This window comes from Gallaecimonas zhanjiangensis, assembly GCF_057624825.1.
This window is the reverse complement of record NZ_CM172603.1, coordinates 3,494,509-3,516,320: the sequence shown is the minus strand read 5'-3', so window position 1 is coordinate 3,516,320 and position 21,812 is coordinate 3,494,509. Positions and strand designations below refer to the sequence as shown.

Genomic DNA, 21,812 nt, shown 5'->3' with positions numbered 1-21,812 from the left:
GTTAATCAATTGATTAAGTTTGGTATGCTCAAGGAGGTACCATGACGCTAGAGAAAAACAATAGTTCAATGCTGGTGTTTGATGGAACTATTGAAGATATGAAAAATCAGTTGCCCTCGTTCAATATGGATGGTCATAACTATTTCATTGATCCTGATAATATTATCTCTGCCGTCGATGCGATCAATGATGAAGAGATAAAAGGTGTTGATAATATTGCTAATGCTTTAGGCTTCGATGTTTCAGATTTGGGATTTGCAAAAGTTTATCATGGATGTCGTAAAGGACTGAAGTTGGCCTTCTATAAGTTCAATGAAAAAATATTGATTCTTTCCTTTGGTGAGTTCCAGTCTGGTCGATTTATCTGTTATTTTGAAGGCTTTGTTAGATAATAATTATTCTCTATTTACGCTAAATGCAGCTTTTTCTATTAGCGATTTTTTATAAAGGTTATAGCGTCTCTACATTATAAATGACCAACTCCTAAGTTGGTGTCGACGACTTTTGAATTGGATTCAGTTTTAAATATCTCACATTTAAAATCCTAGATGATTTATGTCACCTAAATAATAATTCTAAATTTTTAACCATCCTATGTCAATAAAGTCTGAGAAAAATGGGATTTTGTGAGTGCCTTGGTGATCACCGCTCAGAATTTTATAGAGTTGTAGCCTCTGAGTAATTAAAGCATTTTTAGAATTAAACAAAAAACGACGTTTCGGTTATTTGTTTTGTTTTCGATGGTTTTAGTGCGTATTCTCGGGTTGGTAATTTTCTATAGTAGATATTAATGAGGCCGGATTTCTGATTTTCAAAATGGATTTTAAGGTGAATTTTCATGGGGTATTTTGTCATTTTATTGAGTCTATACCAGCACTGTATGGTGCGTGGAAAATGATCTTGAAGACTCTATGAAGAAGGTATCCAATAATGAAAACACTTAAAAAAGTTCCATATAGCTATATCTTGATGGAAGATGATGAAGGTTATATTTTAACCTTTTTAAAAGGTGGAGTTGCAGAGCTTGATGTGACAGTCCGGCTAAACTCCCAGGAAATAAAAAAATTTGAAGATGAAGCCAGCTATATTGATGAACTGGTTAAGTCGTTTCTTAATGACAGCTCTTTATATTCTGATAGAATGATTTTTCCAACTATTTGGCCGAGCAAGAATTGATTTTTCAATAAAAATTCCACTTGTAATTATTAAAGGAATACGCTTCTTTTAATTGGCTTTTTAAGCCCCACCGCTTTAGGTGGGGCTTTTTGCATTACTGCGCTTCAAACGCGCCTATATCCGGGGCGCTGCCTTGGTAGTCTTGGCCGACGTTGGTGCCGGCGTCGATAAGGTCAGAGCCGTTTACCAAGTGGAAGAACTGCACGTCGGGCAGGCTGCCGTCGGCTTTGCGGGGGCCGGTTAGCTCGTCGATATCCATGCTGTGAAAATCACTGGAACTGGCCGACAGGTTGTTTTGCCAGCTGTTGTAGCTGATGTTGGTGCTGCTGGCTTTAAGGCTGTCAGAGGAGTTGCCGTCCAGCGAGATGCTGTTTTTGATGGTAAGGCTGTTGGCAGCATTGGTGCTTGAGAAGCCGAAGTTGCGGCCGTTGGCGTATCCGATGCTGTTGTAGATGGTGATGTCGCCGCGGTTGGAGTTGTGGTCGAAGCCGTCCACGGCGTTACCGGCGGCAATGGCGTTGATATAGACGGCGTTGTGCTTGAGGGTCTTGTCGTCGCTGCCGCCGGTTTTAAAGCCGTTGCCGTCGCCGCCACTGGCCGAGCCGTTTTCCTGGTAGCCGTTACGGATGGCCCAGGAGTTCTCGTAGGTGGTGGTGACATTGTCGGCGCCGCGCAGATAGCCGTCGTAGCCGTCGTCGAGGTTGTTCCAGGCCCGGCAGCCGTAGAACTTGTTGCCGTCACCCACCCCCAGTTTGGCGGCAAAGCCGTCGGCGTTTTCCAATGACGAGTCGGCGTTGTAGAACGAGTCCACGTTTTTAATCAGGTTGTTGCTGGCGCCGCTGTCCAGTTGCAGGCCGGTGTCGGCGTTATGGGAGAAGGTGGCGAACTCCACGGTGTTGTAGGAGCCGGTAATGTGCATGCCGTTGTCGCCGGCGTACTCCACGTCGATACCGTAGATGCGCCAGTAACTGCCGCGAAGCTCAATGCCGCGGTTGCTGCCGCTTTCCGACATGGCCGAGAAGTTGAGCCGGGGCCGGCTGTCACCGGGGTATTTACTCAAGGTGATGGGGCTTGAGGCGGTGCCGCTTTGGTCAAGGTCGATGGGGTCGCCAAAGGCATAGGTGCCGCCGCGAAGATAAATGGTGTCACCGGCCGAGGCCGAGGCGATAGCCGAGAGCAGGGCGCTGGCGCTATTGACCACGGTGGCGTCCGGGTCTACCGGCGCCGAGGCGCTGGGGGTGGCGCTAAAGGCATTGGAATTGTCGCTGCTGCCGTCGCTCTGGGTGAATTTTATCCAGAACCAGTAAGGGGTCTGGTTGGCAAGATTGGTGGCGGTGTAGCTGTGTACGGTGGAGGCGAGGGTGGCTAGGCGGGTACGCCCGGCCGGGTCGCTGTCGGTGTCGTAATACACCTGGTAGCTTGAGCCGTTGCCTGGGTCGGTCCAGTTGAGCGTTACCTGGCCGTCGCCAGCGCTGCCGCTTAAGGTAATGCTGGCATCAGCGCTGCCGCCATCACTACCGCCACCGCTGGAGCCGTCGCTGGGTATTGAGCATTCCTTGACGCTCTTGCTGGGAATGGGGTCGCTGCCGAAGGTGGCAACGCTGCACACAAAGCTGCCATTAAGCACCTTGTAAACAAACTGCCCCGAGGCGCCAAAGGCGACGTTGGTGGCCTGGCTGACCGAGCAGCTCTCGTCGCTTTTGCAAATGGTGGTGTAGCCGTCTGGCCTGTTGGTAGCGGCCTGGGCCGACAGGGCGATGAGCCCCAGGGCCAGCACGCAGATACGGGATCCCATGGAATTCTCCTTCAGTTCGCCCAGGCCTATGACCCTCCTGGCAGGGGCCGGGCAGACAACATCAATGTTCGGCGTCGCGGTTTTCCTTGTCCGCGCGGCGGGCACCTTGGGGTGCCAGAAGGAGAATACGGCTGGTTATTGTATGAACTTTTGTCAGCCTGTCTGAATGAGCAGGGGCAAGATGGCCAAAGGTGCCGCATCTGAATAATTTGCCTCGGCCGAGGGCGGGGAGGGGATAAAAAACGGCGGCCTGGGCCGCCGTTTTCACTCAGGCAAGCACCCAGCCACCATAGAGGGTGCCGCCCACAATGGCGATGGACACCAACAGCCTTGCCAGGGTGGGCAGGGTGCCATGGGCCAGCTGGAAGCGGTTCCAAAGGTCCAGGCGCCGCTGCAACTGGTGTTCGCTGCCCGGCATCAGCACCGGGTAGCTGGGCGGCGCTGCCGGAGGCGTTGGCGCGGCTTTACTCTCAAGCTCGCCGGCCGCCATTTTTTCTACCTGGCCTTCGGCTTCGATAAGGTCGTCCAGCAGCAGGTCGCGAATGTATTCCAGCGCCCCGGCGATGCTGTCCATGCGCTCATGGGCCGCAGGGCACCATTCGCCCCAGTTGTGTTTGTCCACTGCCACCAGCCCAAACTCGGGGAAGGAGTCGCGCCAGTTTTCAATCTCGAAGTGGGCCAGCAATTTTTGGGTGGGCACCATCTCGGCCATGGCCTGGTTGATGGTTTCCATCACGGCGCCAACGCTGGTGGCCACCTTGAGCATGCGTTTTTTCTCAAAATACCCCACCTGGCCGTCGGCGGTGATCACCAGCCAGGTATTGGCCAGCAGGGCTTGTTCGTTACGTACCACCGCCGCCATGTGCTCGCAGGCGTGCAGCAGCCCCAACAGGCCCTTGAGGTAGGGCTCCCAGCCCTGGCCAAGGCTGGCGGCGGCTTGCAGGTGTGAGCGGTGGCAAAGGGCATCGTGCTCCTTGAGGGTGTGGGCCAACTGCTGGTGCTCGGCGGCCAGGGCTTTTAGCACCCGCGGGATGTCGTCTTTTTTGATTTCCTCGCCGCGGTGGCGGATCACCCCGCCCGAGGGCTGCAACTCGCCCCGCTGCAAGGCCTTTAAGGTGGCGATCTCGATATCGAGGTTGCGGGCCGAGGCGAGATCTTCCTTAAGGCTCTGCGGGTAGAGGCTGGCCAGGGCCGTGCCGGGCTCGGCGCCGGTTTGCAGCAATTCGTCCAGGGAGGCGAAGTTGCGCATCAGGTCGCGGTCCAGGTAGTTGCCCCGGTAGCGCGGGTGCAGAGACTGGCGGCTAAAGCGGCGCATCACGGCGTCTTGCTCTGCCACCGGCTCCAGCTCGTCACGCTTTTCGGGGTTGTAAAAATCGCGGCTCAGCTGCTGGCGCAGCGCCTCCGGCTCGCTAAACAGCACCCAGGCCGAGCGATGGTCGATGTCGGCGGCGATATAACAGGCCTTGGCGTTGTCTTCCCGGTCGCGGTTGGCCGGGTGGCTGGCCCACATCTGCGGCGGCCGGGCCATGTCTTCATCAAAGACTCGGTGCTGGGCCGGGTCGCAGCCTTCCTCGGCGGCGGGGGGCTTGCCGTAGCCGGGGTCGTCCAGCACGGTGCGCATGGCGTCCATGGTGATGTGCTGGGCGCTGAATAAGTCCCCCAGGCGCTTGCCTCTGCCCGCTTCGCTGCGGGCCACGTCAATGGCGGTTTGCCAGCCGTGGTCGGCGGCCTGGAGTTTATGCAGGGCGTTGACCAGGGCGTCGCTGCCGGTCACCGACACCGCCACCAGATCGGCGTTAAATTCCATTTCCCGGCTGAGGGCGCGCTCGGCCATCAGTACCAGCCGGAATAGGCTGTCCACCACCGCCCGGATAGACCAAATCACCAGCCCCAGCAGCCAGCCAATCCAGGCGATGCGCGGGTCGGTGCGGCTGACAAAGCTGATCAGCTTATCCAGCCAATCGCGGGTGCTGACCATATGGCCGATGATCTGCTGGGCAATGTACACCCAGCGCCCCACCATCATCGCCCGCTGGGCAAAGTGGCCGAACTCGTGGGCCAGTACCGCTTTGAGCTCCCCCAGGCTCAGCACATTCACCAGCCCAAGGCCGATGATGAGGTTCTTTTTCGAGGGCAGCAGCAGGTTCATCAGCGACAGATCGTAAAACACCGCCGCGTTCACCTCCGGGGTTAAAAACACCCGGTGCGGGCGGGGCGCGCCGATGTCGTCGGCCAGCTGATGGACAAAGGCAAACAGCTCCGGCTGCTGCTCGGCGCTCACTTCGATGCCGCCGGGGTTACCGCCTTTTCGCACCGTGAGCAGGGATTTGGCCATAAAGAGGGTGAGCAGCGAGGCGCACACCGTTACCAGCAGCCGCACCCAGTCAAAGCGCTCCAGCAGGTGCTCGATGCCCCTGACGCTGACAATGCCAAAGCAGATCCCAAGGGCGATGTAGCCCAGCATAAAGAGGGTCAGCCCCAGCATGGCGATGGTAGCCTGGCGCTGGTAGGAACGGCGGGGTTTGGTGAGACTGGCCGGCACCTTGGCCGGGCCGGCAGGATAGAGGGCGTGCTGCGCCATCTACGACTCCTTCCTTGGATGAGTAAATATCGCCCGATACTAGCAGCAGCGGGGCTTGCATGGAATGGCGGGCAGGGCACGGGCCAGAGCCTTGGCCATAAAAAAAGGCCCCTTGCGGGGCCTTGCTCAGTTGCCTTCTTTTTTCTTGAACAAGTCGCCGAGCTTTTCGCCCAGTTTGTCCTTGAGCTTGTCTTTGACCTTGTCTTTCTCTTCGTCGAGTTTTTCCTTGGCCTTGCCTTTTAACAGCGCGTCCATATCCGGGCGGACCTTGGGATCGTCGAAGCTGCCGGTGATCTTGATTGGCAGGGTAATGCCCTTGAGCTCATCCATGGACTTGCCGTCCTGGCCCTTGAGGGTGCCCACCACTTTGGCGGCCACGGCGTAGTCCAGGGTCTTCTTGGGCAGGTCGATATCACCGGCGCCGGTTACCCGCAGCAGCGGCGAAGACAACAGCAGATCCGGGTTGTTCATCTTGCCGTCCTTGAAGGTGGCAGAGCCGGACAACTCGGCAAAGTCGGTCTTCTTGGAGTCCTCTTGCGGGGCGCTTTGGCCCTTGAGGATGGCACCGGCTTTGCGCAGCTCATGGGCCACGTTGATGCCGTACACGGCGCCGTCGCGGAACTGGAAGTCGGCGCTGCCGTTGAGGCTCTCGGTGATGCTGTTGGGGGTAAGGCCAATGGCGGTGATGTTGGCCTTGGTACTGGTGGTGCCGGCCAGCAGCGGCTTGTCGGACTGCATGAAGTCTTTAAGCAGCGGCTCAATCTGCACGCCGCTCAGCTCGTTTTGCACCGCCAGGCGCGCCGGTTGTTTGCGGGCGTCGAGTTGGGCGCTGAGCTTGATGGCGCCGCTGTAGAGCTTGGCGCTGAGCGGGGCCAGGGCCAGTTGGCCACGGTCATTGCTGGCCTTGAGGCTGATGTCCTGCATCTTGACGTGCTTGATGGTCAGGGCGCCGAGGCTTAAATCAGCGCTGGCCTTAAAGCCGCGCAGGGCAGAAAGATCCGGCTCGATTTGCGGGCCGGCGCTTTCGGCCGGGGTGCTGGCGGTCGCAGGTTTGTCTGACTCTGGTGGCAGGTAGCGGTCGGCGTCGAATTTATCCAGGGCCAGGGTCAGGGCCAAATCGGGCACGGCGGTGGCCACGTCTACCTTGGCCGAACCGCTGATTTTGGTTTGGTCCAGGTTACCGGCCAGGTTGGTCAGAGCTGCTTTTTTCTGGCCGTATTGCCAGTCAAAGCCCAGGGCAAAGTCCGAGAGTGTGCTGTTGTCGGCGCGCTCTGGCAGGGCAATGCCTAAGCGCTCGGCCAGGCCGCGCAGGTCGGTTTTCTCTATTTTCAGGCTACCGCTTGCCATGGGGTCGGCAAACAGGGATTTGGCGGCCAGCTTGCCGGTCAGCACCAGGTTGCCCACGTCCAGCTGCAGGCTGTCCATGGTCAGGGTGGCTGCGGCCAGATCCAGCTCGCCCTTGGAGGCAAACTGGGTCTCGATGGGCTTGGCAAAACCGTCGCCGGAGAGCTTCACGGTGGCGGCCAGGCGCGGCAGGGTAATAGTGGTGAGTTGGTCGTTGAATTTCACCTGGGCGTCCAGGGTGGCCACGGCCTGCTGGGCACCGAGGGTGTGCAAGCGGGCATGCAGGCTGGAGTCGCCGCCAGGGGCAAAGCCGTCCAGGGTCATTTCATCCAGCACCAGTTGCTGGGTGGTTTTACCCTTGGCATCCAGCATGTTGACCTGGATATTGTTGAGGGTGATGCTGCCGAGGTTGAGTTTTTTCAGCGCGCTTAAGTCTGGGGCGCCAGGGGCGGTTTGGGCGTCGGTTTTCGCCTCGGGCTGGGTGACCTGAGTGTCGCTGGGCTTGATGTTCACCACCACGTCGCTCAGGGTCACGCCGTTCACTTCCACATTGCCTGAGAGCAGCGGCATCAGTTTAACCGACACTTTCGCGTCGCCAATCTGGGCGGTGGTGCCTTTGGCAAAGCCGTCAGGCTCGGACACGGCAGCCTTTTCGATGGAAAGGCCAATGGATGGGAAGAAGGTCCAGCCCAGGTCGCCATCGAGCTTGAGCTCGCGGCCGGTGTTGTCCTGCACAGCCTTTTGGATCTCGCCCTTGTAGCTGTTGGGGTCGATGCTGAGGATAAAGCCCACCAGGGCGATAACCAGCACCAGAATGACCCCCACCACTATCGCCAGGATCTTGCCTGCTTTCATGTGTTCTCCTTTGCTCCGCTCACACCAGGGCCGGGGTCGGCCGGGAGCCTATGGCATTTAACTTAGGATATAAGTTAGCAATTCAGCCTGCCAAAAGCAGGCTGAATCAAGGCTTTAATGTGTTTCGATAGATTATCCAACGGCTTGTTGACAGCGCCGTTACTCGCGCTCTATCACCATTTCGTCCAAGAGATTGGGGGCCGGGTACACCGACTCGAGCAGCCACAGCACGTAACGCATATCCACGTGAATGGCGCGGGTTATCTGCGGGTTGAAGTACCAGTCCTTGGTGATGGACTCATAAGTGGAGTCGAAGTTAAGGCCCACCAGGCGGCCCTGGCCATCCATCACCGGCGAGCCGGAGTTGCCGCCGGTGGTGTCGGCGCTGGACAAAAACGCCACCGGCACCGAGTTAAAGGGTTTTACCGCCGGGCAGGGCAGCAAGGTGCAGTACCAGGCTGGCTTGGGCGACAGGGTATCGCGCTCGAACTGGCCAAAGCGCCGGTCTTTAATGGCGGCCTTAAGGGCCTCAGGCACCGCAAACTCGCCGCTGTCCTGCTCTTTTTGCAAGATGCCATCCACCGAGGTGAAGGGGCCGTAATAGACAGCGTCGCGTGGCTGGTAACCGGCCACGGTCCCGAAGGTCACCCGCAAGGTGCTGTTGGCATCGGGGTACACCGGCAGGCCGCGGGCCTCGTTGTAGGCGATGATGTCCTGCATGTAGGCCGGGCGCAGCGCCGAGAGCTCACCGTCCAGGGCCTCTTCCTGGTCTTCGGCGGCGATCACCTGCGGGGTGAGGGCGACCGCCAGTTTCACCATTGGGTCCTGGCTTTTTGCAAAGGCAGCGGCGTCCATGTCCAGCAGCGCCAGGCGGGCCTTGGCATCAAGCAGTGCGGTGTGCTGGTAAAGGGCGCCTAAGGCGGGTTTTCCCTCAACGATCGGCAACAGGGCATCCAGGGCCGGGTCGCGGTAGTCGCTTGCCAGGTAGTGGCTGAGCTTGGCTTGCCAGATGGCCTGGTCGATTTGCGGCACAAAGCGGCTTTGCAGGCGCTCAAGGCCGGCTTTTAGCATGGCTTGGTCGCGGTCTTGAAAGCCCGCTTTACGGTCGGCATCGGGCTTTTGGCGCTCCAGGGCGTTGCGATAGAGGCGTATGGTGGTGTCCAGCAGCGCCGACTGGTGGCTTAGGGCCTGATACCACTGGCGCTGCCACTGGGGCTGGGCCTCTTTCAGGGCGTTTTCCAGGGCCTCAAGGTGGGCTTTGCTGGGCAAGGCCGCTTCCTTTTGGGCCTTGATGGAGGCGATATCGGTTTGTTTAAAGCCGTCTATCAGCCCTTCGAGCTTTTTCATGCGGTTGTTAAAGCTCGCCACGGTGCTGGCGTAAGCCACGGCCCATTCGGGGTGGCCCTGGCTTTGGCTGGCGATAATGGCCAGGGTTTGGCGGTAGTCGGCGGCCTGGGTGGGGTAGGTCCAGTTTTTGGCAAAATTGACTTCCGAGGCCAGGCGGTAGCGGGAGGTGGAGCCCGGGTAGCCAGCCAGCAAAATGCCGTCACCTTCACGCACGCCCTGGGCGTTGATGTGCAGGAAATGCTCGGCGTGATAGGGCTTGTTGTCGGGGCTGTATTCGGCAGGCTTGCCGTCGGGGCCCACATAGACCCGCAGCACCGAGAAATCGCCGGTGTGGCGGGGCCATTCGAAGTTATCCGTGTCGCCGCCAAATTTACCTATGGCCTCTGGGGGCGCGTACACCAGGCGCACGTCTTTAAACATGGTCTGGGTAATGCGCTGGTAGGAGAGGCCGCCGTGGAAGCTTCGCACCTGGCAGCGGGTAAAGGCGTCGGTCTCGCAGTCCTTGATAAGGGCTTTGCTAGCCTCTTCGATAGCGTCAAAGCGGGCCTTGCCGGTTTGCTGGCCCACCTTGGCCAGCACCGCTTGGGTGACATCGTCGATGGCGCGGGTCACATAAATCCGCTCCTGGGGGCCGCCGGGCAGCTCTTCGGCATAGGCTTTGGCAATAAAGCCCTTTTCAATCAGGTTGTTGGTGGCCGTGGAGTTGTGCTGGATCATCCCGTAACCACAGTGGTGGTTGGTGAGGATAAGGCCATTGGGGGAGACAAAAGCGCCGGAGCAATAGCCTAGGGAGATCACCGCATTGAGGGGGAAATCCAGGGGATTGGCGAGCTGCTGGGCATCGAGGCGGATGCCCACCGCATCCAGTTGCTGGCCCAGCTGAGCCAGTTGGGCCGGTTGCCATTGGCCTTCGTTGGCCTGGCTGCAAAGGCTGAAAAGAGCCAGGGTGCTGGCCGCTAACAGCTTGGTTTTCATGGCGATATCCTTGCCTGATTCAGAATGTCGCCAGTGTAGTGGCTTACAGCCAGTTGGTCAGCATGATCCCGGTGCCAATGCTTTGAGTTGCATGGTTATAGTCGATGAGTGACTCGCCATAGCCATTAAAGTACTGCACATAGCCCCGCAATTTGCCCCAAAGGGGGAAGGTAAAGCCCAGTTGCAGGGCCCCTTTGTTGTCGCTGCCGCGCAGGTTGTTGCGCAGCATGAAGTCGACACTGTAGTTACCCATCACGTAGACCCCGCTAAATTCGCCGTAGCCCAGGTATTTTTCGATATCGGGGTTGTTGTCGTCTTCACGGTTCTCGGGGATGCGGTACCAGGGTTTAACCTGGAACACGGCGTTGTCGGTCTCGAAGATAAAGCTGGCGTAGATGCGGTTCCAGGAGCGCGAGTAAGGGTCGGAGTGGCCGTTGGACTGGTGCACGGCGCCAACATTGACGTACTTGGGCTTGATGCCGAACCAGTCGTCGGAGACGTTAAAGCTCATGAAAATTTCCGGCTCGTAGTTGGTCTCGCGAAACGGTGAGGAGAGCCCGGAGTTATAAGCTTGCCAGTAAGATTGCTGGGTGTAGGCCACCCACAGGCTGTTGTCGCCGCCAAACATCTTGAAAGCCAGCGGAAACTTCAGGCTGAGCTGGAATTTAAATTCCACGTCGTCGAGGTTCTCGTCGTTTTCAAGCTCACCGGGGTAGGAGTTGGGCTTGGGGTCTTTGCGGTAGTACACCGGCAGCATGTAGTTGGGCTGGTGCGGGGTAATCACAAAGGGGTTTTCGGCGGTGCTCTTCTCGCGGTTGACCCGCTGCTCCACCAAGCCGTCATCTTTCTTGGCGCGCTCCTCGATGGTCTCGGGCTGGGGCGGCTCAACGGCGATGTCGGATTCATTTTCCACCGGTTTGGTGGTGGCAGGTTCCTTTTGAGTCTTGGTCTGGGTTTCGTTTTTAGGGTTGTCGGCGGCGGTGGCGGCAACCGGCAGCAAAAGGGCAAAAACACAGGCTTTGATCATGGTTCTTCCGTGAGTCTTTAGGTTCAGGAACTTTAGCCCCATAATAATGGGCCTTTGATTGAACTGATACTGACGTCATGGCCGAAAAGCGCAAAGCTTTCAATAAGGAAGGTGACTCCAAGGTCGCCGCTCTCAAGGTTCCCCCGCACTCCCTGGAGGCCGAGCAAAGCGTGCTGGGCGGCCTGCTGCTGGACAATCAGGCCTGGGACAGGGTAGCGGAAGCCGTGGTGGAGCAGGATTTCTACTCCCGTGCTCACCGGCTCATCTTCAAGGCCATGGTGCAGTTGATGGCGGTGAACAAGCCGCTGGATTTGATCACCGTCTCCGAGCAAATGGAGCGGGAAAACGTCCTCGAAGAAGCCGGCGGTTTTGCCTATCTGGGCGAGATTGCCCGCAACACCCCCAGCGCCGCCAACATCCACGCCTACGCCGAGATTGTCCGTGAGCGGGCGGTGGTGCGGGAGATGATTGGTGTTGCCAACGAGATAGCCGAGTCGGGGTTCGACCCCCAGGGCCGCAGCACCGAAGAGCTGCTGGACATGGCCGAGAGCAAGGTCTTTAAGATTGCCGAGAGTCGTGCCAACGCCAACGAGGGTCCCCAGGACATCAAGCGCATCCTCGAAAAAACCGTCGACCGTATCGAAAAGCTGTTCGGCCAGCCCCACGACGGCGTGACCGGGGTGTCGTCCGGGTTCCAGGATCTCGACAAAATGACAGCGGGGCTTCAGCCGTCTGACCTCATCATCGTGGCCGCTCGTCCGTCCATGGGTAAAACCACCTTTGCCATGAACCTGGCCGAGTACGCGGCCATGACCCAGGACAAACCGGTGTTGATCTACTCCCTGGAGATGCCCTCCGAGCAGATCATGATGCGTATGCTGGCCTCCTTGGGCCGCATCGACCAAACCAAAATCCGTACCGGCCAGCTGGACGACGACGATTGGGCGCGGCTGAGCTCCACCATGGGCCTGCTGATGGAAAAGGGCCGCATGTACATCGACGATTCGTCGGGTCTGACCCCCACCGAGGTACGCTCCCGTGCCCGGCGTATCGCCCGTGAGCACGGCGGCATTTCTCTTATCATGGTGGACTACCTGCAGCTGATGACGGTGCCTGGCATGCAGGACAACCGGACCCTGGAGATCGCCGAGATCTCCCGCTCCCTCAAGGCCCTGGCCAAGGAGTTGCAGTGCCCGGTTATCGCCCTGTCGCAGCTCAACCGCTCCTTGGAGCAGCGGGCCGACAAACGCCCGGTAAACTCGGACCTTCGGGAATCGGGCTCTATCGAGCAGGACGCCGACCTTATCATGTTCATCTACCGGGATGAGGTCTATAACCCGGAGACCACCGACAAAGGCACGGCAGAAATCATTATCGGTAAGCAGCGGAACGGCCCCATCGGCCGGGTGCGGCTTACCTTCCAGGGCCACTTCTCGCGGTTTGATAACTACGCCGGCCCTGCCTTCGAGGACGATTACTAAGCGCCATGAAAGTCGCTACCGCTGTTATTGATACCAAGGCCCTTCGCCACAATTTTGCCGTGGTGCGCCGCCACGCCCCCAACGCCCGGGTGCTGGCAGTGCTAAAAGCCAATGGCTACGGCCACAACCAGGTGGAAGTGGCCAAGGCCCTTGGCCAGGCCGACGCCTTTGCGGTAGCCCGCCTCAACGAGGCCCTGGCGCTGCGCGCCGCCGGCATTCGCCAGCCGCTGGTGATGCTCGAAGGCTGCTTTAACGCCTCCGATCTGCCGGTGATGGCCAGCGAAGGGGTGCAAGCGGTGTTCCATACCCAGGCCCAATTGGAGATGCTGCGCTCGGTGGTGATGCCAGGGCCTATTACCGCCTGGATCAAAGTCGACAGCGGCATGCACCGCATTGGCCTGGCCCCTGCCGAGGTGCCAGCTTACCTCGACGCCTTGCTGGCCACCGGCAAGGTGGCGCCGCCGGTGGGGCTTATCAGCCATTTCGCCTGTGCCGACGAAAAAGGCCACCCCCTTAACCAGCAGCAGATTGACCAGTTCCTGCCGCTGGCCAGCCACTGGCAGGGGCCGGTATCCATGGCCGCTTCCGCCGCCATTTTAAGCCTGCCCCAGGCTCATTTTGACTGGGTGCGCCCCGGCTTGATGCTTTACGGCGCCAGCCCCATGGCTGGCGAGAGCGCCGTCCATTACCAGCTCAAACCCGCCATGCGGCTGGTCTCAAGCCTGATTTCGGTCAAACGTCACAAGGCCGGTGAGCCGGTGGGGTACGGCGCCACCTGGACAGCCGAGCAAGACACCGTGATTGGCGTGGTGGCCATGGGCTATGGCGACGGTTACCCGCGCCACGCCAAAAGCGGCACCCCGCTTTTTGTTGGTGGCCGCAAGGTGCCGTTGGTGGGCCGGGTATCCATGGACATGGTCACCGTCGACCTGGGCCCTAACGCCAAAGACCAAGTCGGGGACGAGGTGGAGCTGTGGGGGCCGCAAGTGCCGGTGGAAGAAGTGGCCGAGTGCGCCGGCACCATCAGCTACGAGCTTTTATGCAATATCGCCCAAAGGGTGCGCTACGAATTCGTCTAATAAAAACGCCCGCGAAAGCGGGCTTTTTTATGGCGTGAGGCTGCTCCCAAGAACCGCTTTTCGGCTTTATTTTTAAGCTAAATCAAGATATTAATCTTGGTCTTCAAGGAAGAGGGAGTAACGAGATGGGTAACAAGGCGATATGGGCTTTGCCACTGCTGTGGCTGTCGCTCGGGGTGCAGGCTGCAGGCGACAAGGTGGGCACAAAGGTCGACAAGGCCGAGATGAGCCGCATCACCCAGGGGCTGGGGCCCATGGCCGAACAAATGGCCAACGAGCTCAGCTTTCCCGACTTTGCTTCCCTGCAAGGCCCCTATGCGCCCATGTATCTGGAGTCCAACACCACCCCGGTAACCGATGGCGAGCGCAACTTCTTCTTCGGCTTTATCAACGGTGCCTACGGGCTTACCAGAAAGCAGATATTGACGCTCAATACCGCTGTTATCAGCTTCTCCACCAGTGACTCAGAAAAGCAAAGGGTCAGCAATCAAGCCGCCGCTCTCACGGCGCTGTTTAGCGATTTTGATGCCCAGAGCGCTACCCTCATTGCCCGCTGGCTGCCAGACCAATATCGCATCGACGATGTGTGGTTTGTCAGGGGGCAAACCTCCAAACGCCAATGCGGCCAGTACCGCATTAACCTGTGCGACGCCTATCTGCCGGTAGACGACCAAGCCACCCCAGCCCAGTTGGCCCTTATCAATGACATGGCCAAACTGCGTATCTCGGCCTTGAAAAAAGACGAGGGCGCGGTGCGGGCCATTATTGCCTCCGGCGGTAATAACGAGATGGGGGTTTTGCAGAGCCGTAACGCAATGGCCGTGGCAAGTTTTGAACAACACCACGACCTGGCGCTGTTCCTGAAAATTGCCGACGGCACTTTCTACTACGTCTCCAGAGCCAACCTCGATTCGGCAGGCAAAGAGATTTAATCAAACTCCAGCGCAATATCGGTGCAGCCCTTGGCGCAGCGGATGCCGGGGGTGGCGCTGCCCGGTGGATGCAATACCAGCGGGCCTTTGCAGACAGGGCAGGGCACAGTGCGCCCCGCCATCACCTTTTTAATCAGCGCCTTTTGGTCATTAAAGGACTTGGCGGTCTTTTTATTGAGATTTGAAAAGTCCATGGCGCTTATTCTCCTTGCAGCGTCAGCACCAAGCGGCGGCTACCGCCCTGGTCGCGGTGTTCCCCAAGCCAAATGCCCTGCCAGGTGCCCAGTAGCAAGCGGCCACCGGCCACCGGAATGCTGACGCTGGCGCCCAGCAAGGAGGCCTTGATATGGGCGGGCATGTCGTCGTCGCCTTCGTAGTCGTGCTGGTAGTAGGAGGCGCGCTCCGGGGCCAGCACGTTGATGTGCCGCTCCATGTCGCCCCGCACCGTTGGGTCGGCGTTTTCGTTGAGGGTCAGGCTGGCCGAGGTGTGCTGGATAAACACATGCAACAGGCCGGTTTTGACCCGGGCAAGCTCTGGCAGGGCGGCCAGGACGTCGTCGGTTATCAAGTGAAAGCCGCGTCGGCGTGGGGCAAGGGCCAGGGTCTTTTGCTGCCACATCAGCTTTTGCCCCTTCGAAGCTTGAGGCTACCCAGTAGCCCTTCGTGGCGCCGGCCCCAGTCGTAGAGCATTTCGATGGGCTCGATAAAGAGCCGGCCGGTGTCGGTCAGGTCATATTCCACCCTGGGCGGCACCTCGGGGTAGACGGTGCGGTCGATAAGGCCGTCGGCTTCCAGTTCGCGAAGGGTCTGGGTGAGCATTTTCTTGCTGATGCCGGGCAGACAACGTTGCAGCTCGCCGGTGCGAAGGCGCCCGCCTTTCAGGGCGTAAAGCACCATGGATGTCCACTTGGTGCTGAACAATTCCAGCACCCGGCGCGGGGTGCAGGTTTCGATAAAAACAAAAGGTTGTTCTTTAGGCATCAGGAGCCGCCAGCCGGGGATTTAATGATATTGAAACCCTTATGGCCGTTGATGGCAAATGGCTAACCAAAGGTCGAATATCCGCTCTTCTCAAGTGCTGCTACCATCTTGTTAACCAAGTAACTTACTGGTTGCCCTGCAGATAAAAAAGTGGCCCCACAGGTCATACCAATGAGAGGACTCCTCATGTTCAAATTCACTGCTAAAGCACTGCTGTGTGCCCTGGCTATCGGTATCTCCGGTATGGCCTCGGCAGACCCTATCGTCATCAAGTTTTCCCACGTGGTGGCGGACAGCACCCCTAAAGGCCAGGGTGCCCTGTTGTTCAAAAAGCTGGTGGAAGAGCGCCTGAAGGGCAAGGTGGAAGTACAGGTTTACCCTAACTCTTCCCTGTATGGCGATGGTAAGGAAATGGAAGCCCTGCTGCTCGGCGACGTGCAGATGATCGCCCCCTCCCTTGCCAAATTCGGCCAGTACACCAAGAAACTCCAGGTATTTGACCTGCCGTTCCTGTTCAACGACATCCATGCGGTTGACCGTTTCCAGCACAGCGCCACCGGCAAAGAGCTGCTCAAATCCATGGAAAACAACAACATCACCGGTCTGGCCTACTGGCACAACGGCATGAAGCAGCTGTCTGCCAACAAGCCGCTGCGTGAGCCCCGTGATGCCCGTGGCCTGAAATTCCGCGTACAGTCTTCTGACGTGCTGGATGCTCAGTTCAAAGCCGTGCGCGCCAACCCGCGTAAAATGAGCTTTGCCGAGGTATACCAAGGCCTGCAAACCGGCGTGGTTAACGGTGCCGAGAACCCCTGGTCCAACATCTATTCCCAGAAGTTCAACGAGGTGCAGAAGTACATCACCGAGTCCAACCACGGCGTGCTGGACTACATGGTGATCACCAACACCAAGTTCTGGAATGGCCTGCCTGCTGATATCCGCAGCCAGCTGGACGAAATTCTGGGCGAAGTCACCGAGAAGGTAAACGCCGAGGCCTGGGCTCTGAACCAAAAAGCCAAACAGGCGGTTATCGATTCCGGTACCTCTGAAGTGATTGAACTGACTCCAGAAGAACGCGCCAAGTGGGTGAAATCCATGAAGCCGGTATGGAAGCAGTTTGAAGGCGAGATCGGCAGCAATGTTATCGACGCTGCACTGGCTGCCAACGACGCAAAATAAGGTCTATTGATGGCTGCTGTATATAAGTTCTGGTCCAAGCTGGAGGAAGGCGCTATCGCCTTCCTTTTGGCATCCATGACCCTGGTGACATTTGTCTATGTGGTCCTGAATAACCTCTACACCCCGTTCTACGATCTTTCAGACTGGCTGGCGGATAAGGACTGGACCGCCTCCAGTGATTTCTTTCTGAAGGTCGGCGATTTCTTTATCGGCCTGGCCCAGGAGATGACCTGGTCCACCGCCCTGACCAAGGCCCTGTTTGCCTGGCTGCTGTTCCTGGGCATGGCCTATGGGGTACGTACTGCCGGCCACATCGGCGTGGATGCCGTAGTGAAGCTGTGCTCCAAGCCGGTGCAAAAGGTGCTGGCCATCGTGGCGGCCCTGGCCTGCCTGCTGTACGCCTCCATGATGTTTTACGCCAGCTTTGACTGGGTAAAAACCCTGTTCAACGCCAACCTCTACGCCGAAGACTTAGAGCAAATCCACATCAAGCTCTGGTATATCGGTGCCGTGGTGCCGGTGGGCTTTGCCCTGGTATGGCTGCGTTTTGCCGAGGTGCTGGTGCGCATTATCCGTGGTTTGCAAACCGGGCTTGGCCTGGCCGATGAGGCCGGCGATGCCCTGAAACACGTTGTCGACGGGGAGGAGCACAAATGACCATCCTGTTCCTCTTTTTCATGCTGTTCCTGCTGATGCTGATAGGGGTACCTATTGCCATCTCCCTGGGTTTGTCCGGGGCGCTGACCATCCTCTTTTTCAGCCAGGACTCGGTACGGTCTTTGACCATCAAGCTCTTTGAAACCTCAGAGCATTACACCCTGCTGGCCATTCCGTTCTTCCTGCTCTCCGGCGCTTTTATGACCAGCGGCGGCGTAGCAAGAAGGCTGATTGATTTTGCCAATGCCTCGGTGGGCCACATTCGTGGCGGCCTGGCCATTGCCGCCGTGCTGGCCTGTATGCTGTTTGCGGCGCTGTCCGGTTCTTCACCGGCCACGGTAGCGGCGGTTGGCTCCATTGCCATTGCCGGCATGGTGCGCTCCGGTTACCCCAAAGAGTTCGGTGCCGGTATCGTTTGTAACGCCGGTACCCTGGGCATCCTTATTCCGCCGTCTATCGTGATGGTGGTTTACGCAGCCGCTACCGAAACCTCGGTAGGCAAGCTCTTTATGGCAGGGGTTATCCCCGGCCTGCTGCTGGGCCTGGGGCTGATGGTGGCCATTTATGTGGTGGCCCGTAAGAAGAACCTGCCGGCAATGCCGAGGGTCAGCTTGCGGGAGTGGCTCTCCAGTGGCCGCAAGTCCATTTGGGGCCTGCTGCTGATGGTGATCATCCTCGGCGGCATCTATTCCGGTATGTTCACCCCCACCGAGGCGGCAGCTGTGGCGGCGGTGTACGCCGGTTTTGTGGCGCTCTTTGTCTACAAAGACATGAAAATAAGCGAGTGCCCCCGGGTACTGCTGGACGCTGGCAAACTCACCATCATGCTGATGTTTATCATCGCCAACGCTATGGTGTTTGCCTTCGTACTGACCACAGAGCAAATTCCCCAGACCATCGCGGCCTGGGTAACCGGCCTTGGCCTGTCGCCCTGGATGTTCCTGCTGATCGTCAACATCGTGCTGCTGCTGGCCGGTAACTTCATGGAGCCGTCGGCCATCATCCTGATTTTGGCGCCGATCCTGTTCCCCATCGCCGTTAACCTCGGCATCGACCCCATCCACCTGGGGGTGGTGATGGTGGTGAACATGGAGATAGGCCTTATCACGCCGCCCGTGGGGCTCAACCTCTTTGTGACCTCGGCGGTCACCGGCATGCCTTTGGGGCAGACCATCCGGGCCGCCTTGCCCTGGTTGTTGCTGCTGCTGGGCTTCTTGATGATAGTGACCTACATCCCCGCCGTATCCTTGTGGCTACCCAACTTCCTGGGTATGCCCTGATAAAAAAGCCGCCTTCGGGCGGCTTTTTCATGTACTGGGCTGGGCGAGCTGTAATCTGAGCAGCGCCAGCTCGCTAAAGGGGCTCATCTGCACCTTGCCGCTGCCCGGCCCATAAGGGGCGTGCATGCCGCTGGTTATGGCCAGAAAATCCCCGTTTGGCCCCTGCAAGGCCACCAAAGACGCATCGGCCGGGTTACAGCGCACCAGAGTAAAGGCGGTGGCTTCCAGCTCAGAGCTGGTCATGGCGAGGTTCTCCCCCAGCACGCACAGGTAACGCCCCAAAAACTGCATCGACTGCAGGTAAAAGCCCGGAGCCTGGCTGGCGTTAAGAAGCTGCCAACGCTCCCAGGGGCCAGCGCCATATTGGCAATTCACCATATGGCCGTCGGTCCTTAAGACGTTGTTGGCAAAATGGGTGGAGCAGAGGTTGTAACCGTTTTCCGCTGCCATGTTGACCCTCCTTAACCAGAGACGCTATTTGCTAACAGCTACTCTAGGTTCGGTAACAGCCAAGGGCCTTCCGGTAACCTGTTGATGTAAGTAGTTCTTGTTTAAGGCCTTCTTAGATAGAGAGTTTCCATTTGGTGCCCCATTCCCCACTTGGTGCCTACTGTTTTGTGCAGGCACAGGGGCATAGACTGGGAGGCCTCAGTTAAAAGGAGGCCTTATGTCTTTGCTTTCCCAAATCCCCTTTTCCCTGTTGGAACTGGCGCCCATGCGTGAAGGGCAGGGCGCCGGTGAAACCCTGCGCCACAGCCTCGATTACGCCCGCGAGGCCGACAGCCTCGGTTTTAACCGCTTCTGGCTGGCCGAGCACCACAACATGGAAGGCATCGCCAGCGCCGCCACCTCAGTGCTGATTGGCTATATCGCCGGCGGCACCGAGCGCATCCGGGTGGGGTCCGGTGGCATCATGCTGCCCAACCACCCGCCACTGGTGGTGGCCGAGCAGTTTGGTACCCTCGAATGCCTCTATCCGGGGCGTATCGATCTCGGCCTTGGCCGGGCGCCGGGTACCGACCCTGAAACCAGCCGCGCCCTGAGCCGCGACCCAATGCGGGCCGAGCGTTTCCCGGCCGAAGTGGCCGAGCTGCAACGCTTGCTTGGCCCTAGAGACAACAACAGCACCCGGGTCAGAGCCATTCCCGGTGAAGACTCCAACGTACCTATCTGGCTACTGGGCTCCAGCCTCTTTGCCGCCGAACTGGCAGCGCAGCGCGGCTTGCCTTATGCCTTTGCCGGCCACTTTGCGCCGCGCTTCGTGTTTGATGCCATCCGCCTATACAAGAGCCAATTCCGCCCCTCAGCCACCCTGGCCAAGCCCTATGTGATGCTGGGTTTGCCCTTGGTGGCTGCTGAAACCGACGAACAGGCGGCCTACATTGCCACCAGCTCCCAGCGGCGAATGCTGGCCCGCAACCGGGGTGAGCCGTTGTGGCTGCGCCCGCCGGTTGAAGATATGGCGCCCTACTGGAACGAGCCAGAGAAGGCCTCGGTTAATGCCGTGCTGGGGCTCCAGGTAATGGGCGGCCCTGCTACCATCCGGGCCGAGTTGGAGAACATCGTTAATGAGCTTCAGGTCGACGAGCTGATGTTCACCAACGATATCTACGATCCGGCCCAGCGCCTCAAGGCACTGTCCATCCTGATGTCGGTTAAGGAGTAGGCTTGGCAAACAAGGTGAGGGAACACCTGTCGTGGCTGGCCTTGGTATGGGTGCCTTTTTTGGGCGCCGGGCTCTGGCCCTTGCCTCCCTTTGGCGGCGCCTGGTGGCCGGCGATGCTGGCTGGCGCCCTGATGAATGCCCTGGCCCTGGTGGGGTTGGTGGCTTGGCCCATGGGGGCCGGGGTGGCTCACCTGGGGAAAATCGGCCTTAGCTGGCTGGCACTTTGGCTGCTAGGTGCCTGGGCGCTGTGGCAGCTGCCCTGGCCCTGGCTTAAACCGCTGGTGCCAGTGGCTGTGTTGGCTGGCGCCTGGGCGGCGCTGCATCTTGCCCTTAGCAAGAAAGGTTGATGCGGTCTCGCCCCTCGGCCTTGGCTCGGTACAGGGCGGTGTCGGCGGCAAACAGCAGGGCCTCGGCGGTACGGAACTGGCCGTTGACCTCGGTAGCAATACCCTGGCTGACGCTTACCCGCACATCGCTCCCCAAACCGGCTGCTGCAAAATCCAGGGCGTTGATACGCTGGCGAATAAGGTGGGCCACGCTTTCTGCCTGCTGGCGGTTGTAACCGGGCAGCAGGGCGGCAAATTCTTCCCCGCCGTAGCGGGCTGCCAGACATTCCTTGTCCGGCAGCGCTTGGCTTATTTCGCGGGCGATGCGTTGCAAGCACTTGTCACCGTTGATATGGCCATAGCAGTCGTTGAAGGTTTTGAAGTAATCCACGTCGATCATAATGGCGCTGACCGGCCGCCGTTTGGCGGTATAGCTCTGCCACTGCTGCTCCAATACGTCCAAAAAGGTGCGGCGGTTGGCAAGGCCGGTCAGGCTGTCGGTTGAGGCCAGGCGAAACAGCTCGCTGACCTCGTCTTTATGGCGGCTCAGATCCTGCAAATTCACCAAAAAGCAGGCGGTCTTGGCCGGGATAAAAGACAACGACAAATTAACCGGCAGCATGTCCCTGTCGCCGAACGTCACCGTCATCTCTGTTGGTTCGATGATCTGGTGGTTCAGCTTATTGTTTTGCTGGGCAAAGATTGCCTCTAGTTGCTCTTTCCAGGGCGAGCTCAGCCACTGATGCCAAGGCCGGCCAACAAAGTGCGATGCGTCTTTTCCCAGCAGCCCCTCTGCTGCGGTATTAACGCAAAGTACGGTGCCATCGGTATCCAACTGAAGCGTGGCTTCCTGCATTTGGCGCACGACCATGCGCAGCAAGTCTTCTTCGTTGGCGGCGGACAAAAAGAAGGTGTCCGCGTTGGTCACTGTGGCCGGTGGTTTGGTTGAGTGTGGCATCTGGCTCGCTCCCCTGGGCTCTTCCCAAGCCGTGTTGATGGGGATAACTCTAGGTTTCTTCTTATACTGTTACCTTCCGGCTTCCTTCTCTTTCATCATTTTGAATTTAAAGGTTTTTGTTTTAACCTTCTGGGCCCTCTAGCAAGGCCCTTTAGGTGTTTTTAGCGCTTATT

Annotated in this window: 20 protein-coding genes; 10 read left to right on the top strand and 10 right to left on the bottom strand. The window is 58.4% G+C overall.

Features of this window, described 5'->3' with window-relative positions:
- The first annotated feature begins 41 nt into the window (after positions 1-41).
- Together AC22G1_RS16660 and AC22G1_RS16655 are read left to right on the top strand one after the other, a co-directional pair.
- Positions 42-392 carry a hypothetical protein gene (locus AC22G1_RS16660; RefSeq protein WP_487314363.1) on the top strand — a complete coding sequence of 117 codons (351 nt, stop codon included), beginning with the start codon at positions 42-44 and terminating at the stop codon, positions 390-392.
- Between the two features lie 538 nt (positions 393-930).
- The gene (locus AC22G1_RS16655) at positions 931-1,176 is read left to right on the top strand and encodes a hypothetical protein (protein ID WP_487314362.1); all 246 of its coding nucleotides are present in this window, start codon (positions 931-933) and stop codon (positions 1,174-1,176) included.
- A gap of 94 nt (positions 1,177-1,270) precedes the next feature.
- Here the strand turns inward: AC22G1_RS16655 and AC22G1_RS16650 are convergent, their stop codons facing one another.
- From AC22G1_RS16650 to AC22G1_RS16630, 5 genes are all read right to left on the bottom strand, one after another.
- A complete protein-coding gene (locus AC22G1_RS16650; RefSeq protein ID WP_487314361.1) occupies positions 1,271-2,971 on the bottom strand; it encodes a right-handed parallel beta-helix repeat-containing protein in 1,701 nt (566 codons plus the stop codon).
- 268 nt (positions 2,972-3,239) lie between these two features.
- Positions 3,240-5,552 carry a M48 family metallopeptidase gene (locus tag AC22G1_RS16645; RefSeq protein ID WP_487314360.1) on the bottom strand — a complete coding sequence of 771 codons (2,313 nt, stop codon included), beginning with the start codon at positions 5,550-5,552 and terminating at the stop codon, positions 3,240-3,242.
- 126 nt (positions 5,553-5,678) lie between these two features.
- Positions 5,679-7,751 carry an AsmA family protein gene (locus AC22G1_RS16640; protein ID WP_487314359.1) on the bottom strand — a complete coding sequence of 691 codons (2,073 nt, stop codon included), beginning with the start codon at positions 7,749-7,751 and terminating at the stop codon, positions 5,679-5,681.
- Positions 7,752-7,910: 159 nt separating this feature from the next.
- Positions 7,911-10,073 (bottom strand): S46 family peptidase, encoded by a 2,163-nt coding sequence (locus AC22G1_RS16635; protein WP_487314358.1) that lies wholly within the window; start codon positions 10,071-10,073, stop codon positions 7,911-7,913.
- A 43-nt stretch (positions 10,074-10,116) separates the two neighbouring features.
- Positions 10,117-11,100: a phospholipase A gene (locus AC22G1_RS16630; protein WP_487314357.1), complete on the bottom strand. Its 984-nt coding sequence runs from the start codon at positions 11,098-11,100 to the stop codon at positions 10,117-10,119.
- Between the two features lie 77 nt (positions 11,101-11,177).
- Here AC22G1_RS16630 and dnaB point away from each other — a divergent pair, with 77 nt between their 5' ends.
- The 3 genes from dnaB (at position 11,178) to AC22G1_RS16615 (ending at position 14,592) form a co-directional block, all read left to right on the top strand.
- Positions 11,178-12,581, top strand: coding sequence for a replicative DNA helicase (gene dnaB / locus AC22G1_RS16625; RefSeq protein WP_487314356.1), 1,404 nt, complete (start codon positions 11,178-11,180; stop codon positions 12,579-12,581).
- Positions 12,582-12,586: 5 nt separating this feature from the next.
- Positions 12,587-13,660: an alanine racemase gene (gene alr / locus AC22G1_RS16620; protein WP_487314355.1), complete on the top strand. Its 1,074-nt coding sequence runs from the start codon at positions 12,587-12,589 to the stop codon at positions 13,658-13,660.
- 125 nt (positions 13,661-13,785) lie between these two features.
- A complete protein-coding gene (locus tag AC22G1_RS16615; protein WP_487314354.1) occupies positions 13,786-14,592 on the top strand; it encodes a hypothetical protein in 807 nt (268 codons plus the stop codon).
- On the opposite strand, the gene AC22G1_RS16610 is transcribed toward AC22G1_RS16615, so the two are convergent.
- From AC22G1_RS16610 to AC22G1_RS16600, 3 genes are read right to left on the bottom strand one after another with little or no spacing between them, the layout of a single operon-like run.
- Positions 14,589-14,786 (bottom strand): hypothetical protein, encoded by a 198-nt coding sequence (locus tag AC22G1_RS16610; RefSeq protein ID WP_487314353.1) that lies wholly within the window; start codon positions 14,784-14,786, stop codon positions 14,589-14,591. The two genes, AC22G1_RS16615 and AC22G1_RS16610, sit on opposite strands and share 4 nt — an antisense overlap.
- Positions 14,787-14,791: 5 nt before the next feature.
- Positions 14,792-15,211 (bottom strand): secondary thiamine-phosphate synthase enzyme YjbQ, encoded by a 420-nt coding sequence (locus AC22G1_RS16605; RefSeq protein ID WP_487314352.1) that lies wholly within the window; start codon positions 15,209-15,211, stop codon positions 14,792-14,794.
- Positions 15,211-15,573, bottom strand: a complete 363-nt coding sequence (locus AC22G1_RS16600) for a winged helix-turn-helix transcriptional regulator (RefSeq protein ID WP_050657866.1) — start codon at positions 15,571-15,573, stop codon at positions 15,211-15,213. The genes AC22G1_RS16605 and AC22G1_RS16600 overlap by 1 nt, the downstream gene beginning before the upstream one ends.
- A 186-nt stretch (positions 15,574-15,759) precedes the next feature.
- Here AC22G1_RS16600 and AC22G1_RS16595 point away from each other — a divergent pair, with 186 nt between their 5' ends.
- Genes AC22G1_RS16595 through dctM form a run of 3 tightly spaced genes read left to right on the top strand, consistent with a single transcriptional unit; the run spans position 15,760 to position 18,689 of the window.
- Complete coding sequence (locus tag AC22G1_RS16595) at positions 15,760-16,752, top strand: TRAP transporter substrate-binding protein (RefSeq protein WP_487314351.1); 993 nt, start codon at positions 15,760-15,762, stop codon at positions 16,750-16,752.
- Positions 16,753-16,761: 9 nt separating this feature from the next.
- On the top strand, positions 16,762-17,409 hold the full coding sequence (locus AC22G1_RS16590) for a TRAP transporter small permease (RefSeq protein ID WP_050657864.1): 648 nt from the start codon (positions 16,762-16,764) through the stop codon (positions 17,407-17,409).
- Positions 17,406-18,689: a C4-dicarboxylate TRAP transporter large permease protein DctM gene (gene dctM, locus AC22G1_RS16585; RefSeq protein ID WP_050657863.1), complete on the top strand. Its 1,284-nt coding sequence runs from the start codon at positions 17,406-17,408 to the stop codon at positions 18,687-18,689. Before AC22G1_RS16590 ends, dctM begins: the two co-directional genes overlap by 4 nt.
- 27 nt (positions 18,690-18,716) lie before the next feature.
- Here the strand turns inward: dctM and AC22G1_RS16580 are convergent, their stop codons facing one another.
- Positions 18,717-19,139, bottom strand: coding sequence for a hypothetical protein (locus tag AC22G1_RS16580; RefSeq protein ID WP_487314350.1), 423 nt, complete (start codon positions 19,137-19,139; stop codon positions 18,717-18,719).
- A 217-nt stretch (positions 19,140-19,356) separates the two neighbouring features.
- Here AC22G1_RS16580 and AC22G1_RS16575 point away from each other — a divergent pair, with 217 nt between their 5' ends.
- Both AC22G1_RS16575 and AC22G1_RS16570 read left to right on the top strand, forming a co-directional pair.
- Entirely contained in the window at positions 19,357-20,355 is a 999-nt protein-coding gene (locus tag AC22G1_RS16575) for an LLM class flavin-dependent oxidoreductase (RefSeq protein ID WP_487314349.1), read from the top strand.
- A 2-nt stretch (positions 20,356-20,357) separates the two neighbouring features.
- On the top strand, positions 20,358-20,702 hold the full coding sequence (locus tag AC22G1_RS16570) for a hypothetical protein (protein ID WP_487314348.1): 345 nt from the start codon (positions 20,358-20,360) through the stop codon (positions 20,700-20,702).
- Here AC22G1_RS16570 and AC22G1_RS16565 read toward each other — a convergent pair.
- Complete coding sequence (locus AC22G1_RS16565; RefSeq protein ID WP_487314347.1) at positions 20,686-21,639, bottom strand: GGDEF domain-containing protein; 954 nt, start codon at positions 21,637-21,639, stop codon at positions 20,686-20,688. The genes AC22G1_RS16570 and AC22G1_RS16565 overlap by 17 nt on opposite strands.
- Positions 21,640-21,812: the final 173 nt, after the last annotated feature.

What these genes read in the sequence shown, in the direction of transcription:
- AC22G1_RS16590 (WP_050657864.1), top strand. Translation starts at nt 16,762, where the DNA reads ATGGCTGCTGTATATAAGTTCTGGTCCAAGCTGGAGGAAGGCGCTATC.
- AC22G1_RS16660 (WP_487314363.1), top strand. Translation starts at nt 42, where the DNA reads ATGACGCTAGAGAAAAACAATAGTTCAATGCTGGTGTTTGATGGAACT.
- AC22G1_RS16565 (WP_487314347.1), bottom strand. Translation starts at nt 21,639, where the DNA reads ATGCCACACTCAACCAAACCACCGGCCACAGTGACCAACGCGGACACC.
- AC22G1_RS16605 (WP_487314352.1), bottom strand. Translation starts at nt 15,211, where the DNA reads ATGTGGCAGCAAAAGACCCTGGCCCTTGCCCCACGCCGACGCGGCTTT.
- dctM (WP_050657863.1), top strand. Translation starts at nt 17,406, where the DNA reads ATGACCATCCTGTTCCTCTTTTTCATGCTGTTCCTGCTGATGCTGATA.
- AC22G1_RS16630 (WP_487314357.1), bottom strand. Translation starts at nt 11,100, where the DNA reads ATGATCAAAGCCTGTGTTTTTGCCCTTTTGCTGCCGGTTGCCGCCACC.
- AC22G1_RS16610 (WP_487314353.1), bottom strand. Translation starts at nt 14,786, where the DNA reads ATGGACTTTTCAAATCTCAATAAAAAGACCGCCAAGTCCTTTAATGAC.
- AC22G1_RS16650 (WP_487314361.1), bottom strand. Translation starts at nt 2,971, where the DNA reads ATGGGATCCCGTATCTGCGTGCTGGCCCTGGGGCTCATCGCCCTGTCG.
- AC22G1_RS16640 (WP_487314359.1), bottom strand. Translation starts at nt 7,751, where the DNA reads ATGAAAGCAGGCAAGATCCTGGCGATAGTGGTGGGGGTCATTCTGGTG.
- AC22G1_RS16655 (WP_487314362.1), top strand. Translation starts at nt 931, where the DNA reads ATGAAAACACTTAAAAAAGTTCCATATAGCTATATCTTGATGGAAGAT.
- AC22G1_RS16580 (WP_487314350.1), bottom strand. Translation starts at nt 19,139, where the DNA reads ATGGCAGCGGAAAACGGTTACAACCTCTGCTCCACCCATTTTGCCAAC.
- alr (WP_487314355.1), top strand. Translation starts at nt 12,587, where the DNA reads ATGAAAGTCGCTACCGCTGTTATTGATACCAAGGCCCTTCGCCACAAT.
- dnaB (WP_487314356.1), top strand. Translation starts at nt 11,178, where the DNA reads ATGGCCGAAAAGCGCAAAGCTTTCAATAAGGAAGGTGACTCCAAGGTC.
- AC22G1_RS16575 (WP_487314349.1), top strand. Translation starts at nt 19,357, where the DNA reads ATGTCTTTGCTTTCCCAAATCCCCTTTTCCCTGTTGGAACTGGCGCCC.
- AC22G1_RS16645 (WP_487314360.1), bottom strand. Translation starts at nt 5,552, where the DNA reads ATGGCGCAGCACGCCCTCTATCCTGCCGGCCCGGCCAAGGTGCCGGCC.
- AC22G1_RS16615 (WP_487314354.1), top strand. Translation starts at nt 13,786, where the DNA reads ATGGGTAACAAGGCGATATGGGCTTTGCCACTGCTGTGGCTGTCGCTC.
- AC22G1_RS16600 (WP_050657866.1), bottom strand. Translation starts at nt 15,573, where the DNA reads ATGCCTAAAGAACAACCTTTTGTTTTTATCGAAACCTGCACCCCGCGC.
- AC22G1_RS16635 (WP_487314358.1), bottom strand. Translation starts at nt 10,073, where the DNA reads ATGAAAACCAAGCTGTTAGCGGCCAGCACCCTGGCTCTTTTCAGCCTT.
- AC22G1_RS16595 (WP_487314351.1), top strand. Translation starts at nt 15,760, where the DNA reads ATGTTCAAATTCACTGCTAAAGCACTGCTGTGTGCCCTGGCTATCGGT.